Source organism: Streptomyces melanosporofaciens (genome assembly GCF_900105695.1).
Taxonomy (GTDB): Bacteria; Actinomycetota; Actinomycetes; order Streptomycetales; family Streptomycetaceae; genus Streptomyces; species Streptomyces antimycoticus.
This window is the reverse complement of sequence record NZ_FNST01000002.1, coordinates 9,452,021-9,468,057: the sequence shown is the minus strand read 5'-3', so window position 1 is coordinate 9,468,057 and position 16,037 is coordinate 9,452,021. Positions and strand designations below refer to the sequence as shown.

Genomic DNA, 16,037 nt, shown 5'->3' with positions numbered 1-16,037 from the left:
CGGAGGAGGGAGGAGCGGATGCGCCCTGCGGGCCCGGACACACCACAAGCGGACACACCAGAATCAGGCGTGCCGAAAGCGGACGTGCGGGAAGCGGATGTGCTCATCGTCGGCTACGGACCCATCGGTCAGGTGCTGTCCATCCTGCTGGCCACCCGGGGCTGGCGCGTGCTGGTCGTGGAGCGGTGGGAGACCCCGTACACGCTGCCCCGTGCGACCAGCTTCGACGGTGAGACGGCCCGGACGCTGGCCTCGCTGGGGGTGGCCGGTTCGTATCCGGAGATCGGTCTGCCGGCCGACGCCTATGACTGGCGCAACGCCGAGGGCAGGTCCCTGCTACGCGTCGAGCTCGCCGAGCGGGGTGTGCACGGCTGGCCGGAGACGACCACGATGCACCAGCCGGCGCTGGAGGCGGTGCTGTGCGCCCGCGCCGAGCGGCTGCCCAACCTGCGGGTGCTGCGCGGTTACGGCGCGACGGACCTGGTGGACCACGGCACCGGGGTCGAGCTCACGGCGATCGACACGGCGGGTGGGCGGTTGCGGTGCGCCGCCTCCTGGGTGGTCGGTTGCGACGGGGCGAACAGCTTCGTCCGCGACCACATCGGGGTGCGCACCACCGATCTCGGCTTCTCCTTCGACTGGCTGCTGTGCGATGTGGTGCTCCATGAACCGCGGGTGTTCTCCCCGCTCAATGTGCAGCACTGCGATCCGGACCGGCCGACGACGGCGGTGGGCAGCGGGCCGGGGCGGCGCCGCTGGGAGTTCATGCGGCTGCCCGGGGAGAGCGTGGCCGAGCTGAACCGGGCGGAGACGGCCTGGCGCCTGCTGAAACGCTTCGATGTCACCCCGGAGAACGCCACGCTGCAGCGGCACACCGTCTACAGCTTCCAGGCCGCCTGGGCCGACGAATGGCGGCGGGGACGGGTGCTGCTGGCCGGGGACGCCGCCCATCTGATGCCGCCGTTCACCGGTCAGGGCATGTGCGCGGGCATCCGGGATGTGCTCAATCTGTCCTGGAAACTGGACCTGGTGCTGCGGGGCGCCGCCGGTGAGCGGCTGCTGGACAGCTATCCGCGTGAGCGCGTCGACCATGTGCGGGAGGCCATCGACACCGCGGTACGGCTGGGCAGGGTGCTGTGTGTGACCGACGCCGCCACCGCCGCGAGCCGGGACGCCTCGCTGCTCGCGGGCGTGAGCGCGGACACCGGCCGGGGCAGGCAGCACGGCGCGGGTCCGCCGCTGCGGACCGGTCTGCTGTACACCGGGATCGGCACGGCGCCGGTGCCGCCGGCCGGGGAGGTCATGCCGCAGGGCCGGGTGCGGCACGAGGGCGTGACCGGGCTGTTCGACGAGGTGGTGGGCACCGGTCCGGTGCTGCTGGGGTCGGCCGATCCGGCCGCCGCGCTGGAGGAGTCTCAGCTCACCTTCCTCACCGGGCTCGGCACACCTCTGGTGCACATGGTGGCGGGGGACGCCGAGGTGGCACCGGGTGCCGTTGTCGACGTCGACGAGGTGTATCTGCCGCTGCTGAGGGCGGCGCGGGCACGGTTCCTGCTGGTGCGCCCGGACCACCACATCTACGGCGCGGCCCGCACCTCCCGTGAACTCACCGCGCTGGTCGGCCAGTTCAGGTCCGGGTTGCTGGAGTGACAAGGTTAGAGGAAATGCGGCAGATCCTGCCGCCGCTTGACGTTGACTTTACGGAACACCCGCGTGAGGTGCTGCTCGACCGTGCTCGCGGTGATGTAGAGCTTGGCGGCGATCTCGCGGTTGGTGTAGCCCTTGGCCGCCAGTAGCGCGATCCTGCGCTCCTGCGTGGTGAGCGCGGACAACCCGTCCTGGCGCTGTTTCGCGGCCAGCTCGGCCTCGGGGTCGATGGGGTCGAGAGCGGCCTCCCGGCACAGGTGCTCGGCCCCGGTCTGCTTCGCGAGATGCCAGGCGCGGTGCGCCACCCGGCGGGCGTTGCGCTGGTCCCCGGTGTCCTTGAAGGCGATGCTGAGGTCGATCAGCGCACGGGCCAGTTCGTAGTCGTCGCCACTGTCCTTCAGCATGTCGACGGCCTCGGTGAGCAGTTGCGGGCGGCGGGTGACCCGGCTGACCGCCGCCAGGGTGCGCAGGCACAGCCCGCGGGCCCGGGAGGGGCCGGGGTACAGCCGGGCTATCTGTTCCCGTACCAGACGTTTGGCCTGGTCCTGGTCGTCCTGTGCCAGCCATGCCTCGGCCGCGCTGGTTCGCCACGAGACCACGTCGGCGCCGGGCGCGTTCCAGGTCTCGGCGAATCTGCCACAGGCGAGGAAGTCCGCGAGCGCGGCCTGCGGATGGTGGGTGGCCAGTCGGTAGTGGCCCCGGGCGTGCAGATAGTGTGCGCCGTGGCGGCTGTGCAGGACCGGTTCGGGTATCGGCTGTGCCACGTACTTCTCCGCCTGCTCCAGCCTGCCGGACCGGGTGGCGGCCAGGATGGCGCAGCCCAGCACCCCGGCCAGGCCGATCCCCCAGCCCTGGGGCGCTACGAGGTCCATGGCGCGGGCCGCCAGGTCGTGGGCGCGGATCAGGTCTCCCTGCCGCAGATGGGCCTCGGCGCGGATGGCGAGGAACTTCCCCTGCCAGGCGACGGCGTGGTGGGCGGCGGCCTCGGCCTCGAGCTTTTCGCACCAGGCCACGACCTCGTCCGGGCGACCCGCGTAGAGGACTGCGCGCAGGGCGAGCGCTCCGGCCTCGGCGTTCCACAGTGAGCCGTGGTCGAGGTGGAAGGTGCGCAGCAGCAGTTCGGCGCGGTGCACCAGCTGGTCGTCGCGTCCGCGGATCAGGTCGTCGGCCAGGGTGACCGCCGAGGGCAGCCAGGGGTCGTGACAGGGGGCGGCCTCGGGGGTGGCCGCGGCGACCGACTGGGCCAGCTTCCGCAGCCCGGTGTGGAGCGGGTACACCATCGCCGCCCAGTTCGTCAGGGGGCGCAGGTCCTCGGTTCCGGAGCCGGCGCCCTGGTGGGCGCGGGTGCGCAGGGCGTCCAGCAGGGCGGTCAGCTCGGTGAGCGCACCGGCGTTGGCCAGGCCGAGCACCAGCTCGGAGACCTCGCGCCGGTCCAGGTGGCCCGCGGTGAAGTCGCGTAATTGGGGGCGGAGATGGCGGACGGCGACCTGCGGTTTCAGTTGCCACTCCAGGCGGCTGAGCCGGGCGCGGATACGCGCCGCGGTGGGGTCGTCGGTCCGGGTGCGCTGGGCGAGGTCCAGGCAGCCGAGCGCGGTGCCCACCTCGCCGGCCGCCAGCGCCTCGTCGGAGGCCGTCACCAGCACCTCGGTGGCGCAGTCGGCACGGGAGTCCCCGGCGCTCATCAACTGCCCGGCCACCGTCAGCGCGGGTGCGCCCGCCTCGTGCAGCAGCTCGGCGGCCGCGCGGTGCAGTGCGGCCCGGCTGTCGGCGGGCATGTCGTCCAGCACGGCGGTGGCGGCCACCGGATGGCGGAACGCATGGCCCTCGGTGAGCAGTCCGGCGCTGACCAGGGCGTGCAGGGCCCAGCTGGTCACTGTGGCGTCCACCCCGGCCAGCCGGGCCACGTCGGTCACCGAGGCCGCACCGCCGAGTACGGCGAGGGCGCGCACCACGGACAGCATCGACGGCCGGGAATGCGTCACGAGGTCGAGCAGTGCCCGTCCGTAGCCGTCCGGATAACATGCGCCGCCGGCCTGCTGATCGATGATCAGGGCCTGGACGGCCAGGGGGTTGCCGCCGCTGATGCGGTGGAGCTCCGCGGTCAGCCGGGGGGAGGCGATATGCGGTCCGAGCAGCCGCACGGCCAGGGCGTCGACCGCGCCGCGGCTCAGGGGGCCCAGGGGGATCCGGTGTGCGTTGGGGCTCTGCGAGAGCAGTCCGGCCAGCAGGGGCGAGCGTGGCCACCGCAGCGTGTGGTCATCGGTGAGCAGCACCAGGATGCGGGCGGAATGCAGCCACGGGACGATGCCGGCGAGGAAGTGCAGGGAGGGCGGGTCCAGGTAGTGGGCGTTGTCGATCCAGATCACCAGGGGGGTGGTCTCGGCCAGCTGGGCCAGCTCCATGGTGAGCTTCTGGAAGACGTCGACGACATGGACCTCCCAGTCGCCCCCGGCTGATTCCCCGTCGATGACGGTGTGTTCGACCGCCGAGGTGAGCAGGGCGCGCACCCGGTCCCGGCTGGGCGGCGGGATCGTCATGCCGTGGAAGAGCTGGGTCACCACGCCGAACGGCAGGAGGTGTTCCCGGAGCGAGGCGGTGGCCCTGAGGACCAAGGCGCCGTCCGGTTCGAGGGTTTCGAGGAACTCGTGCACCAGCCGGCTCTTGCCACTGCCCAGCGGCCCGTCCACGACGGCCAGCTGCCCCTTGCCCCGGGAGGCATCGGCGAGCAGCCCGCCCAGGCCGGTCAGGATGTCGTCGCGCTCCACCAGGTCGGGGGCCCCGCCGGGCCCGCGATCCCCCTCGTTTCCCTGGCCTTCCTGGTCCCTCCGGAAACCGATCGCCGGCCGACCGGCGTCGGCCGTGGAATCGTGGCATTCCATCAAGCTCACAGGCACCCCAGCTTTCTGAAATTCCTCAATCCGCGCGGCCGCTCATAGGGCATGTCCGCGCGAAAGCGCATGACGAGCAGGCAGAACTCCTCGGCGGCACAAGCGCGTCGCCCACCCTCGATGCCCGCGGCGTCCCGCCGGGGAAGAGAATGGGTGAGGGAAATACACGAGCCGGGCCGGAGTCTTTTGTTTCAACAGCATGTGAACAGCGTGTGGCTGCGACATGCACCGGATAGGGGCACTCTCGGGTCCTATGCGTAGGTCCCGGTGCGGCGCGCTGTCAAGCGAGTGAGTCGTACATCACGAAACGATCACGCCGCGCTTTTCGGCCGCCTCGGCGTGGCCCTCGTCCCTACGGGAGGGCACCGTACGGGCGGTATGGACGAGCGGTGGGGGCCGATGATTGGGCCGAAAGTCGACGGTCCTCGAGGAGTCCCGCGTACATGGCTCGGCGTACCGGCGCCGAACGAGGCCGGCACGGCGAGGGGATCGCCGCCCGACGCGAAGAGGGATCAGGTCACCGCGTATGAAGTGGCCTGATCCCCTGGGTGTGTGCGCCTTACATCACCTCACTGCTGTCAGACCAGCTGTACCGCCTGCTCGTACGAGGGGCGCGGCAGCCGGTCCCGGTAGGCCTCGGCGCCCGGGTAGCCGATGTTGACCAGCAGAATCGACCGCCACCGGCCATCGGGGAAGAACTCCTTGTCCACCGCTGCGGCGTTGAAGCCCTTCATCGGCCCGGCGGCGAGCCCCGCCGCGCGGACGGCCAGCACGAAGTAGCCCGCCTGGAGCACCGCGTTGAAGTCCATGTGGGACTCGCGCAGCTCCTGGTTGGCCTCCAGCATCTGCTGTAACTGCGGGTTGGACGGCGCGAGGAACGGCACATACTCCGGGTACCGGGTGTCCGCGGCCAGCACCGCGGTGACCGGGGCCGAGGCGGTCTGCTCCTGGTTGGGCTGCGCCACCCCGGTCAGCAGCCGCTGCTTTCCTTCCTCGGTGCGCACGTACGCAATGCGCAGCGGATTGATATTCGCCGAGGTCGGGGCCCATTTGAACAGTTCGTAGATGGCCCGCAGACGGTCGTCGCCCACCGGCTTGTCGCTGAAATCATAGGCCGTCTTGGCCTCGGTGAAGAGAAGTTTCCGCCCCTCGGGGGAAAGTGCGTACAGGGCCTGATCTATATCGGGGGCCAGGGTGCTGTCCGACATGGCCGTTCCACTCCTTGCTCACGGTATGGCAATCGCGTCCACAGCGTACGCGTAGGTGATGTGCGGCGGATGAGACTTGGTCAGGTGCGGCAGTGGCGTGGTCTATCGCCGCACGGATCATGTGTGGCACGCTCTTGGCATGATGCTGGCGGCGCGTCTTTCCGGAAAGCAGGCGTTCCCTTGAGGGCCGCCGTGCTGACGGAGCCCGGTGTGCTGTCCGTGGTGTCCGTGCCGGAGCCGTCCTGCGGCCCCGGGGACGTGCTGATCCGTATGCGGGGCACGGGGCTGTGCGGCTCCGATCTCGCGGTGCACGCGGGACACCGGCGGCCACCGCGTCTGCCCTGGATCCTGGGCCACGAGGGGGCGGGACGGATCGTCGAGCTGGGCAGTGCGGTCAGCGGTCTGCGCACCGGCCAGGACGTGGTCATCGAACCGGACTACTGCTGTCTGACGTGCGCCGCCTGCCGGGCCGGGCGGACGTCGGCCTGCGCTGGCCGGGCCGCCGTGGGACTGACCGTTCCCGGCCTGCTGAGTGACTACGTCGTGGCGCCGGCCGCCTTCGTCTGGCCGGTCGCCCCGCGGCTGCCGCTCGAGGACCTGGTCTGTGTGGAACCGGCGACCGTGGCCCGGGCGGCGATGCGGCGCTCGGGCATCGCGCCGGGGCAGAGCTGCCTGGTGATCGGGGCCGGTTCCCAGGGGCTGCTGCTGTGTCAGGCGCTGGTCGACCACGGTGTGACGGTGTTCGTCCAGGAGCCCAACGAGGCCCGGCTCGACCGCGCGTGTTCCCTGGGCGCCACGCCCCTGCCACCGGACACGGACGGGCTCCCCTGTCTCTTCGAGACCTCCGGCGCCCCCGGAGTCATCGAGCAGGGGCTACGACGGCTCGCCAAACCCGGCACCGCCGTCCTGATCGGGATGGACACCTCCCCTCTCGGGGTCTCCCCCGCGATCTGGTGGCGGGGCAGATCACCCTCATCGGCAGCATGATCTACGACCATCCGGTGGACTTCGCACAGACTCTCAGCGCCCTGGAGTCGCGGACACCGCCCCGGCTCGCGGCGGTGGTCAGCGACGGCTATGCCCTGGAGGACGTCCAGGAGGCGTTCACCGCGGCGTACACCGCGGCGGGAAAGGTGTGGGTCGACCTCTCCTGAGCCGCGGCTCCGGCGTAGCCGCCCGGCGGCGAACCTCACTCGGCGGGCCCGGTCAAACGCAGCACACTCCCCTCTCCGTCGGCCGATACGAGGAGGGCGCCATCCGGGGCGACGGCGAGCCCGGCGAACTGGCGCGGGCGGCCGGGGACTCCGGGAATCGGCTCGGGTTCGGTGCGCGTGATCCCGGGCGGCAGGCCGACCGCCAGGTTCTCGGCTTCGATCCTGCTCTCTCCCGTGGCCGGCGAGATCGCCCGCAGCCGCCGGTGCGCGACCTCCACCGTGAACAGCTCATCACCGCGCACGGCCAGGCCCTGCGGTGCGCCGAGCCCGTCCGCGACGACCACCGCCGCGCCGTCCTCCATCCGGAGCACCGCGCCGCGCCGGTCGTCGCTGACGTAACAGTGCCCTGCGCCGTCGAAGGCGACGTCCAAGGGGTGGTCGAGTCCCTCGGCGAGCACGCTCACGGTGTCGGTGTCGTCGATGCGCAGGATGCGGCCCGCACCGGTCTCGGCCACCACGAGGGAGCCGTCCGGTGCGACGGCGATTCCGGTGGGCTGGTCCAGCCCGGTGGCCCGTACCCGCGTGGTCTTGTCGACGGGGTCGTGAGTGCGCACATCGCCGAGTTGTGAGGTGAGGTGCAGCAGGCCGTCGTCGGCGGTGACATTGTGCACGGCGTACATCAGCTCGTGGGTGACCACACCGGGCTCGTCTTCGTCCTCGCGGGAGCCGGAGCCCGAAACCTCCGGGCTCGCCAGTCGGAAGTGGTCGGCCGCATACACCGTGCCACCGAGGTCCACCGTGATGCCGAACGGCCCGTCGAACCCCTGGGGGACCACCACCCGCGTCCTGCCGTCCGTGTGCATCTCCGCGATCCCGCCACTGGCGAAGCTGGAGACGAACATCCGGTTCTCGTGGTCGAACGCGGCGTTGTCCAGCCCCACGATGCCGCTCGCGACGACCGTCCGCGCCCCGGTGTTCAGATCGATCCGGGTCACCAGACCGGCCATGCCACGGGACAGGACGACGAGCACACCGCCCCGGTCGAACCGCACCGCGACCGGGTCGTCCACCTCCTCGGCGACCAGCTCGGACACCCCTCCGTCGGGCGGGATCCGCCAGACCTGGTTGCGCATCATCTGCGGGTAGTACAGGCAGCCGTCGGGGCCGAGCTGCATGGCATTGCCCAGGGCCAGCCCGTCGGTCAGCACCGCGGGGTCGCCGCCGCCGGGGAACAGCTCCATCAGGCGGCCGTTCATCTTCATCTCGTTGACGAAGAGGCGGTCGCCGACGCAGGTGATGCCATTGGGCACCGACACCTGGTCGGAGACGAGGGTGTACGCGCCCTCCGGGCTGCGCCGCCACACCCGGCCGGGGGTCAGATCGGCGATGTACATCGAGCCGTCCGCCCCGAAGGCCAGGTCGTCCGGCGCCTCCACCGGGCCGTCGAGCGGCACCACCACCTCGACATCACCCGAGGCCGGATCCACGGCGCTGATCTGCCCGGCGAGGAACTGCGCCACGTACAGCCGCCCGTCGGGGCCGAACGTGACGCCGTTGGAACCCCACAGCCGGTTCGTCCTGGTGAGTCGGCGCACCTCCATGCGGTCGCTGGTGGCCTGGCCGCCGCCGGTGCCGTCGAACCGGCTGGGGTGCATCGTCGCTCCTTGGGAGTAGGTGGCATCCATCGGTGTCAGAACACCAGCACGTCGTTCATGCCGCCGTCCGCGCGCCAGCGCCTGAGCAGGTCATGGAAGGCGATCGGCCCGTCGCCGAACGACTCGCTGCGCTCCCTGGGCATGCCCTCGTTGTTGTAGTAGCCGGGGGTGCACTCGGCCTGGAAGGCGTACAGGTCCGCCGCCTTCTCACGGATCGTGGCGCGCCAGGCCGCCTCGGCCTCGGCGGTCGGCTCGACATACCGGGCCCGGCGCTTGCGCGCCTCGGCGAGCACCTCGGCGACGTGGATGGCCTGTTCGTCGAGGATGTGCACATAGTTGACGGCGCTGGCGTTCTGCAGCGGGCCGAGCTGGAAGAGGTTGGGGAAGCCGTGGCTGTAGAAGCCGTGGAGTGTCTTCGGGCCGTCGCTCCAGGCCTCGGTCAGGGTGACACCGCCGCGGCCGTGCACCGGGAGGAGTCCGGAGGTGACGCCGGAGACGCCGACCTCGAAGCCGGTGGCGAAGATGACGCAGTCGACCTCGTATGCGACCCCGCCGGCCATGACGGCGTTCTCGGTGATGTGCTCGACACCCCCGTGGTCGGCCGTGTCCACGAGTGTGACGTTGGGCCGGTTGAAGGTGTCCAGATAGGTGTCGCTGAACGTGGGGCGCTTGCACATGTAGCGGTACCAGGGCTTGAGCGCCTCGGCCGTCGCCGTGTTCTCGACGATGGAGTCCACGCGGTCGCGGATCCCGTTCATCTTCTGGAAGTCGGCGATCTCGTAGAGGCGTTCGCGCTCCTGGGGTGGCAGGCCCGCGTAGCCGTCGGTCGGGATGAGCTTCTGCTGCAGCCGCGCGGTGCTCGTCCAGCCGTCGTTCACCAGGTCCTCGGCCGCCTCGCCGCCGGTGACGACGGCGAGGAAGTTGTCCCTGCGGCGCCGCTGCCAGCCGGGTGTCAGCGATGCGGCCCACCCCGGATCGGTGGGGCGGTTGCCGCGCACATCGACCGAGGACGGCGTGCGCTGGAACACATACAGATGCTCGGCGTCCCGTCCCAGATGGGGCACGACCTGGATGGCGGTGGCGCCGGTGCCGATGAGGGCCACGCGCTTGTCGGCGAGTCCGCGCAGTCCGCCGCTCGCGTCGCCGCCGGTGTAGTCGTAGTCCCAGCGGCTGGTGTGGAACGTATGCCCCTTGAAGGTCTCGATCCCGGGGATGCCGGGGAGTTTCGCCCGGCTGAGTGTTCCGCTGGAGATCACCACATGGCGCGCCCGGATGCGGTCGTCCCGGTCGGTGTGGACGGTCCACTCCAACTCGACGTCGTCCCAGTGGAGTTCGGTCACCTGGGTCCGGAAGCAGACATCGCGGTAGAGGTCGAAGTGGCGCCCGATCGCCCGTGCGTGCTGTCTGATCTCCTCGCCCGGCGCGTATCGCCACTGGGGTACGTAGCCGATCTCCTCGAGCAGGGGGAGATAGACATAGGACTCGATGTCGCACTGGACACCCGGATAGCGGTTCCAGTACCAGGTGCCGCCGAAGTCCCCGCCCTGTTCGACCATGCGGATATCCCGCACACCGGCCTGCCGCAGCCGCGCACCGGCGAGCAGACCGCCGAAGCCGCCCCCGATGATCAGCACGTCGACCCGGTCGTGAAGTGGCTCCCGGCTGAACTCCGGTTCCACGTACGGGTCCTGGGCGTAGGAGCCGAAGTCGCCGGCGATGCGCCGGTACTGCTTCCTGCCGTCGGGGCGGATCCGGCGGTCACGCTCGGCCCGGTACTTCGCCCGCAGGGCGTCCGGGTCGAATCCCAGCTCGTCGGCATCCAGGGAGGTGGCGGCGGCGGGCGGATGGTGGGGGGTGGACATAGGGGGTCCTCGTGCCTCTGGCGTCGGAAGGTCTGCGGGGCTCGGGCGCCGCCCGGGGTCCGTTGATCGGCGGCGCGGGCTCAGCCTCACAGAAAACGTTCCCACTGCGCAAGGTTTCCCAGTGGGCAAGAATCAGCCTTATCCCGTATGCTCACCGGCGATGACTATCGGCCTGCGCGAGCGCAAGAAGGCGGCGACCCGCCAGTCGCTGCACGATGCCGCCGTACGCCTCGCCGCCGAGCACGGCGTCGAACACCTCACGGTGGAGGCCATCGCCGATGCCGCCACCGTCTCCCGGCGCACCTTCTCCAATTACTTCGCCAGCAAGGAACAGGCGCTGCTGCATCACGACAGGGCGCGCACGGTCCGGCTGGTCGAGCTGATCCGCGCCCGCCCGGCGGGGGAATCCCTGATGACGGCGGTGATCCGCGCCGCCGAGCAGCACTCCACCGAGTTCGCCGCCGACCCGGCGCAGGAGGAGCACTACCGGACCCTGCGGCTGCATCCGGCGCTGCTCCCGGAGCTGGTCGCCACCTACGCCGCCGCCGAGCGCGATCTCGCCGAGGCCGCCGAGGAGCGCCTCCCCGCCGGACCGGACACCCCGCTGCGGGCCCAGGTCCTCGCCGCGACCCTGCTCGCCGCCTTCCGTGTCGTCGGGCAGACGGCTCTCGAACGCCGTGAGCACGATGTCGTGGACCTGCTCCGGCAGGCCATCGACATCACCCGCGAGGGCTTCCGCTGACCGTTTTCACCCGGCCGGGGGACGGTCGGAGGGACCGCCGGACCAAGCGTGGCCAGATCTGAGCGGCCCTCGATAGGCACTGACTATCGAGATGATCAGAATCATATCTTGGCCCTTTCGACCCGCCCGGTTCTACCGTCGTGTTCATGGCATTGACAACGCGGCCGGAGCAGCGTCCGACGCGGGCGGAGCGACGGCCGTCCATGGCGCTCACATTCTGGCAATCGACGCTCGGCAAGAAGATCGTCATGGGCGTGACCGGTCTGATCATGATCGGTTACCTCTGCGTTCACCTGCTCGGGAACATGAAGATCTTCTTCGGTCCCGAGGAGTTCAACGGCTACGGACACTGGCTGCGCGTCATGGGGGCGCCCGTCCTGCACCACCAGTGGGGCCTGTGGATCGCCCGTATCGTCCTGGTCGCCGCGGTGGTCCTGCACGGTGTTTCCGCCTACCAGCTGAGCAAGCGCGACATCAAGGCCCGCCCGCAGAGCTACGTCCATGCCAAGCCACGGATGAGCTATGCCACCCGGACCATGCGCTGGGGCGGGGTGATCCTGGCCCTGTTCATCGTCTGGCACATCCTGGACCTCACCACCGGCACCACGCACAGTGGCGGATTCCAGGAGGGCCACCCGTACCAGAACGTGGTGGACACCTTCTCCACCTGGTACGGGAACGTCATCTACATCGTGGCGATGCTGGCCATGGGCATGCACGTCCAGCACGGCTTCTGGAGCGCCGCACAGACCCTCGGGGCGGGCAGCCGTACCCGCGACCGTGCCCTCAAGGCCACTGCCAATGGGCTGGCGATTCTTCTCACCGCCGGGTTCATCTCGATACCCGTCGGTGTCATGACCGGAGTGGTGAGCTGACCATGACCTCGTACAGCGAATACACCGAGTACACCGTCGGCGAGCCGATCGAGGACGAGCAGGCCCCCTCCGGGCCGGTGAGCGAGCGCTGGGACACCCGCCGCTTCCAGGCCAAGCTGGTCAACCCCGCCAACCGCCGCAAGCACACCATCATCGTGGTGGGCACCGGCCTGGCCGGTGGCGCCGCCGGCGCCACCCTGGCCGAGCAGGGCTACCACGTGGTGCAGTTCTGCTACCAGGACTCGCCGCGCCGGGCCCACTCCATCGCCGCCCAGGGCGGGATCAACGCGGCGAAGAACTACCGCAACGACGGCGACTCGATCCACCGGCTGTTCTACGACACCGTCAAGGGCGGCGACTTCCGCGCCCGCGAGTCCAATGTCCACCGCCTGGCGCAGATATCGGTGGAGATCATCGACCAGTGTGTGGCCCAGGGTGTGCCGTTCGCCCGGGAGTACGGCGGTCTGCTGGACACCCGCTCGTTCGGCGGTGTGCAGGTCTCCCGCACCTTCTACGCCCGCGGTCAGACGGGCCAGCAGCTGCTGCTCGGCGCCTACCAGGCGCTGTCCCGCCAGATCGCGGCGGGCAATGTGGAGATGCACGCCCGCACCGAGATGCTGGACCTGATCGTGGTCGACGGGCGGGCGCGCGGCATCGTCGCCCGCGATCTGGTGACCGGCAAGATCTCCACGTACTTCGCCGACGCGGTGGTGCTGGCCAGCGGCGGCTACGGCAACGTCTTCTATCTGTCGACGAACGCCATGAACTCCAACGCGACCGCCATCTGGCGGGCGCACCGGCGCGGCGCGTACTTCGCCAACCCCTGCTTCACCCAGATCCACCCGACCTGCATTCCGCGCTCCGGGGACCACCAGTCCAAGCTGACCCTGATGAGCGAGTCGCTGCGCAACGACGGCCGGATCTGGGTGCCCAAGGCGAAGGGCGACACCCGTCCGGCGGCCGAGATCCCCGAGGACGAGCGCGACTACTACCTGGAGCGGATCTATCCATCGTTCGGCAATCTGGTGCCGCGCGACATCGCCTCCCGCGCCGCGAAGAACGTCTGTGACGAGGGTCGCGGCGTCGGACCCGGCGGCCAGGGCGTGTATCTGGACTTCGCCGACGCCATCGCCCGGATGGGCCGCAAGGCGGTCGCGGAGAAGTACGGCAACCTCTTCGACATGTACGAGCGGATCACGGCGGAGAACCCGTACGAGGTCCCGATGCGCATCTACCCCGCGATCCACTACACGATGGGCGGGCTGTGGGTCGACTACGACCTGCAGACCACCGTGCCGGGGCTGTTCGCGATCGGCGAGGCCAACTTCTCCGACCACGGTGCCAACCGGCTCGGCGCCTCCGCGCTGATGCAGGGCCTGGCCGACGGCTACTTCGTCCTGCCGTCGACGATCAACGACTATCTGGCCCGCCACCCGCACAAGGAAGAGGTGGATGCCGGGCACCCCGCGGCCGTGGAGGCGGTGCGGGAGACCGAGGACCGGCTGGCCAAGCTGCTGGCCGTCGACGGCGACCGCACCCCCGACTCGTTCCACCGCGAGATCGGCGAGCTGGTGTGGGAGTTCTGCGGCATGGCCCGCACCGACGAGGGGCTGCGCAAGGCGCTGGACCGCATCCCGCAGATCCGCGAGGAGTTCTGGCGCCGGATCAAGGTGCCGGGCACCGGCGAGGAGTTCAACCAGTCGCTGGAGAAGGCCAACCGGGTCGTGGACTATCTGGAGCTGGCCGAGCTGATGTGCCTGGACGCCCTGCACCGGGCCGAGTCCTGCGGTGGCCACTTCCGCGAGGAGTCCCAGACCCCCGATGGTGAGGCCGCCCGCCGGGACGAGGAGTTCACCTACGCCGCGGCCTGGGAGTTCACCGACACCGGCGCCGCCCCCGTGCTCCACAAGGAGCAGCTGACCTTTGAGTACGTCCACCCCACTCAGCGGAGCTACGCATGAAGCTCACCCTGCGCGTCTGGCGCCAGAAGAACGCCGACACCCCCGGTGCCATGGCCACTTACCAGCTCGACGGTGTCTCCCAGGACATGTCCTTCCTGGAGATGCTCGACATCCTCAACGAGGAACTCATCGTCAAGGGTGAGGAGCCGGTGGCCTTCGACCACGACTGCCGTGAGGGCATCTGCGGTGCGTGCAGCCTGGTGATCAACGGTGACGCCCACGGTCCGGAGCGCACCACCACCTGCCAGCTCCATATGCGGTCCTTCCAGGACGGCGACACCATCGACATCGAGCCGTGGCGTGCCTCCGCCTTCCCGGTCATCAAGGATTTGGTGGTGGACCGCTCCGCCTTCGACCGGGTGATCCAGGCCGGTGGCTTCATCACCGCCCCGACCGGGGCCGCGCCGGAGGCACACGCCACTCCGGTGCCCAAGGCGGACGCGGACTTCGCGTTCGAGCACGCCGAGTGCATCGGCTGCGGCGCCTGCGTGGCGGCCTGTCCCAACGGTGCGGCGATGCTGTTCACCTCGGCCAAGGTCAACCACCTCAATGTGCTGCCCCAGGGCTCTCCCGAGCGGGAGACCCGGGTGCTGGACATGGTCTCCCAGATGGACGCCGAGGGCTTCGGCGGCTGCACCCTCACCGGTGAGTGCGCCACGGCCTGCCCCAAGGGCATCCCCCTGTTCTCCATCACCGCGATGAACAAGGAGTGGCTGCGGGCGACCCGCAAGGTCAAGCGCTGACCCGCACTCCCCCGAAAACGGCACCCCTCGACAACGCTCCGTGGATGGGGTGTCCCGGCGGCGGAGGTCTCTCCGGACGCAAGACCTCCGCCGCCGCTCGACCCAGCGGCCGGGCGCCGGGCAATCGGCTCATGTGCCCCGCGCCCGGCCGCTAGGTTGGGCGTATGTATGCCACGCGAGTCTCCCGACGTGTGAACGCTCCGCGCTCGGCCGTCTACCGGGCGCTTCTCGACGCGAGCGCGGTCGCGGCCTGGCGGGTGCCCGACGGCATGACCTGCCGGGTGCATGAGTTCGACGCCCGCGAAGGCGGGACCTTCCGCATCTCGCTCAGCTACGACGACCCGGCGAGCACCGGCAAGTCGGGCGGCCATACGGACACCTACCACGGCCGCTTCAGCCGGCTGGTGCCGGACGAGCAGGTGGTCGAGGTGTCCGAGTTCGAGACCACGGATCCCGCCCTGCGCACCACGATGACGATGACGACCACGCTCACCGACGCGGAGGGCGGCGGCACGGACGTCCACGTCCTGCACGAGGGGCTCCCCGACGCCGTACCGGCCGCCGACAACGAGCTGGGCACCCGTATGAGCCTGGACAAGCTGGCCGAGCTCGTCGAGACGGGCCGGGCGCCCGGCTAGGAAGACCCCCGGCCGGGCGCGTGTCCGCTTATGCGGGCCGATGGTCGCCGCTCAGGCGGGCCCATCGTCGTCGAAGGAGTCCAGATGGGCGGTGAGGTCGTCGACGAAGCGCGCCAGAAGCCGGCCGAAGACCTCGCGGTCGTGCGGGCTCCAGCCGGCGAGGGCATCGCCGAACCATCCCAGGACGGTCCGCATATAGCGGTCGGTCGCCGCCGCTCCCTCGGCGGTCGGCTCGATGAGCCGAGCGCGCTGATCGTCCGGATCGGTGACCCGGTGGACCAGTCCGCGCCGCGCCAGCTCGTTCACCTGCCGGGTGACATGGGGCCCGACGACCTGCATCCGTGAGGCGATCTCCCCCACGCGCAGGGGACCGCCCGCCACATGCAGGGTGAGCAGCACCGACATCGCGGGCCGGTCCACGGATACACCGGCGGCCTCCATGGCGCGCTCGGTCAGGCGGCCCCGGTTCACGGCACCGCTGAGCTGCGTCAAGCGGGGCAGCATGGCCAGCAGGTCGTGCTCACCGTCGCCGCCCTGCCGGGCCTCCGGTTCCTCGGCCGTCATCCCGCACTCCACATCTACCTAAGTTAGGTATATAGTCTTTCCATCGGCCCCACGCCCGGGGCCCTTTCGCGCCATCAAAAAGGATACCTGAGTTAGGTAT

The 16,037-nt window shown here is 70.2% G+C and carries 13 protein-coding genes; 8 read left to right on the top strand and 5 right to left on the bottom strand.

Annotation, left to right across the window (positions count from 1 at the left end; genetic code table 11):
* Window positions 1-69: 69 nt before the first annotated feature.
* Entirely contained in the window at window positions 70-1,650 is a 1,581-nt protein-coding gene (gene mhpA, locus BLV72_RS43080; protein WP_342030711.1) for a bifunctional 3-(3-hydroxy-phenyl)propionate/3-hydroxycinnamic acid hydroxylase MhpA, read from the top strand.
* Between the two features lie 5 nt (window positions 1,651-1,655).
* Here the strand turns inward: mhpA and BLV72_RS43075 are convergent, their stop codons facing one another.
* Together BLV72_RS43075 and BLV72_RS43070 are read right to left on the bottom strand one after the other, a co-directional pair.
* A complete protein-coding gene (locus BLV72_RS43075) occupies window positions 1,656-4,526 on the bottom strand; it encodes a helix-turn-helix transcriptional regulator (protein WP_093469289.1) in 2,871 nt (956 codons plus the stop codon).
* Between the two features lie 587 nt (window positions 4,527-5,113).
* Window positions 5,114-5,743 (bottom strand): malonic semialdehyde reductase, encoded by a 630-nt coding sequence (locus BLV72_RS43070; protein ID WP_093469288.1) that lies wholly within the window; start codon window positions 5,741-5,743, stop codon window positions 5,114-5,116.
* Between the two features lie 192 nt (window positions 5,744-5,935).
* Here BLV72_RS43070 and BLV72_RS43065 point away from each other — a divergent pair, with 192 nt between their 5' ends.
* Both BLV72_RS43065 and BLV72_RS49105 read left to right on the top strand, forming a co-directional pair.
* Entirely contained in the window at window positions 5,936-6,730 is a 795-nt protein-coding gene (locus tag BLV72_RS43065; RefSeq protein WP_208905924.1) for a zinc-dependent alcohol dehydrogenase, read from the top strand.
* Complete coding sequence (locus BLV72_RS49105; RefSeq protein WP_208905923.1) at window positions 6,727-6,897, top strand: hypothetical protein; 171 nt, start codon at window positions 6,727-6,729, stop codon at window positions 6,895-6,897. Before BLV72_RS43065 ends, BLV72_RS49105 begins: the two co-directional genes overlap by 4 nt.
* A 35-nt stretch (window positions 6,898-6,932) precedes the next feature.
* Here BLV72_RS49105 and BLV72_RS43060 read toward each other — a convergent pair whose 3' ends face one another.
* The gene (locus BLV72_RS43060; protein WP_093469286.1) at window positions 6,933-8,552 is read right to left on the bottom strand and encodes a hypothetical protein; all 1,620 of its coding nucleotides are present in this window, start codon (window positions 8,550-8,552) and stop codon (window positions 6,933-6,935) included.
* Between the two features lie 35 nt (window positions 8,553-8,587).
* On the bottom strand, window positions 8,588-10,414 hold the full coding sequence (locus BLV72_RS43055; RefSeq protein ID WP_093469285.1) for a flavin-containing monooxygenase: 1,827 nt from the start codon (window positions 10,412-10,414) through the stop codon (window positions 8,588-8,590).
* A gap of 160 nt (window positions 10,415-10,574) precedes the next feature.
* On the opposite strand from BLV72_RS43055, the gene BLV72_RS43050 reads away from it, so the two are divergent.
* The 5 genes from BLV72_RS43050 (at window position 10,575) to BLV72_RS43030 (ending at window position 15,373) form a co-directional block, all read left to right on the top strand.
* Window positions 10,575-11,156 (top strand): TetR/AcrR family transcriptional regulator, encoded by a 582-nt coding sequence (locus BLV72_RS43050; protein WP_093469283.1) that lies wholly within the window; start codon window positions 10,575-10,577, stop codon window positions 11,154-11,156.
* 146 nt (window positions 11,157-11,302) lie between these two features.
* Window positions 11,303-12,031, top strand: coding sequence for a succinate dehydrogenase (locus BLV72_RS43045; protein WP_093470866.1), 729 nt, complete (start codon window positions 11,303-11,305; stop codon window positions 12,029-12,031).
* 2 nt (window positions 12,032-12,033) lie between these two features.
* Window positions 12,034-13,992, top strand: a complete 1,959-nt coding sequence (locus tag BLV72_RS43040; RefSeq protein WP_093469282.1) for a fumarate reductase/succinate dehydrogenase flavoprotein subunit — start codon at window positions 12,034-12,036, stop codon at window positions 13,990-13,992.
* Window positions 13,989-14,735: a succinate dehydrogenase/fumarate reductase iron-sulfur subunit gene (locus tag BLV72_RS43035; protein ID WP_059142553.1), complete on the top strand. Its 747-nt coding sequence runs from the start codon at window positions 13,989-13,991 to the stop codon at window positions 14,733-14,735. Before BLV72_RS43040 ends, BLV72_RS43035 begins: the two co-directional genes overlap by 4 nt.
* A gap of 164 nt (window positions 14,736-14,899) precedes the next feature.
* On the top strand, window positions 14,900-15,373 hold the full coding sequence (locus BLV72_RS43030) for an SRPBCC domain-containing protein (RefSeq protein ID WP_093469280.1): 474 nt from the start codon (window positions 14,900-14,902) through the stop codon (window positions 15,371-15,373).
* Window positions 15,374-15,424: 51 nt separating this feature from the next.
* Here BLV72_RS43030 and BLV72_RS43025 read toward each other — a convergent pair whose 3' ends face one another.
* The gene (locus BLV72_RS43025; protein ID WP_244321292.1) at window positions 15,425-15,937 is read right to left on the bottom strand and encodes a MarR family winged helix-turn-helix transcriptional regulator; all 513 of its coding nucleotides are present in this window, start codon (window positions 15,935-15,937) and stop codon (window positions 15,425-15,427) included.
* Window positions 15,938-16,037: the final 100 nt, after the last annotated feature.

Coding starts and splice junctions, on each gene's coding strand:
- BLV72_RS43075 (WP_093469289.1), bottom strand. CDS start 4,526: ATGGAATGCCACGATTCCACGGCCGACGCCGGTCGGCCGGCGATCGGT.
- BLV72_RS43070 (WP_093469288.1), bottom strand. CDS start 5,743: ATGTCGGACAGCACCCTGGCCCCCGATATAGATCAGGCCCTGTACGCA.
- BLV72_RS49105 (WP_208905923.1), top strand. CDS start 6,727: ATGATCTACGACCATCCGGTGGACTTCGCACAGACTCTCAGCGCCCTG.
- BLV72_RS43060 (WP_093469286.1), bottom strand. CDS start 8,552: ATGCACCCCAGCCGGTTCGACGGCACCGGCGGCGGCCAGGCCACCAGC.
- BLV72_RS43055 (WP_093469285.1), bottom strand. CDS start 10,414: ATGTCCACCCCCCACCATCCGCCCGCCGCCGCCACCTCCCTGGATGCC.
- BLV72_RS43050 (WP_093469283.1), top strand. CDS start 10,575: ATGACTATCGGCCTGCGCGAGCGCAAGAAGGCGGCGACCCGCCAGTCG.
- BLV72_RS43045 (WP_093470866.1), top strand. CDS start 11,303: ATGGCATTGACAACGCGGCCGGAGCAGCGTCCGACGCGGGCGGAGCGA.
- BLV72_RS43040 (WP_093469282.1), top strand. CDS start 12,034: ATGACCTCGTACAGCGAATACACCGAGTACACCGTCGGCGAGCCGATC.
- BLV72_RS43035 (WP_059142553.1), top strand. CDS start 13,989: ATGAAGCTCACCCTGCGCGTCTGGCGCCAGAAGAACGCCGACACCCCC.
- BLV72_RS43030 (WP_093469280.1), top strand. CDS start 14,900: ATGTATGCCACGCGAGTCTCCCGACGTGTGAACGCTCCGCGCTCGGCC.
- BLV72_RS43025 (WP_244321292.1), bottom strand. CDS start 15,937: ATGACGGCCGAGGAACCGGAGGCCCGGCAGGGCGGCGACGGTGAGCAC.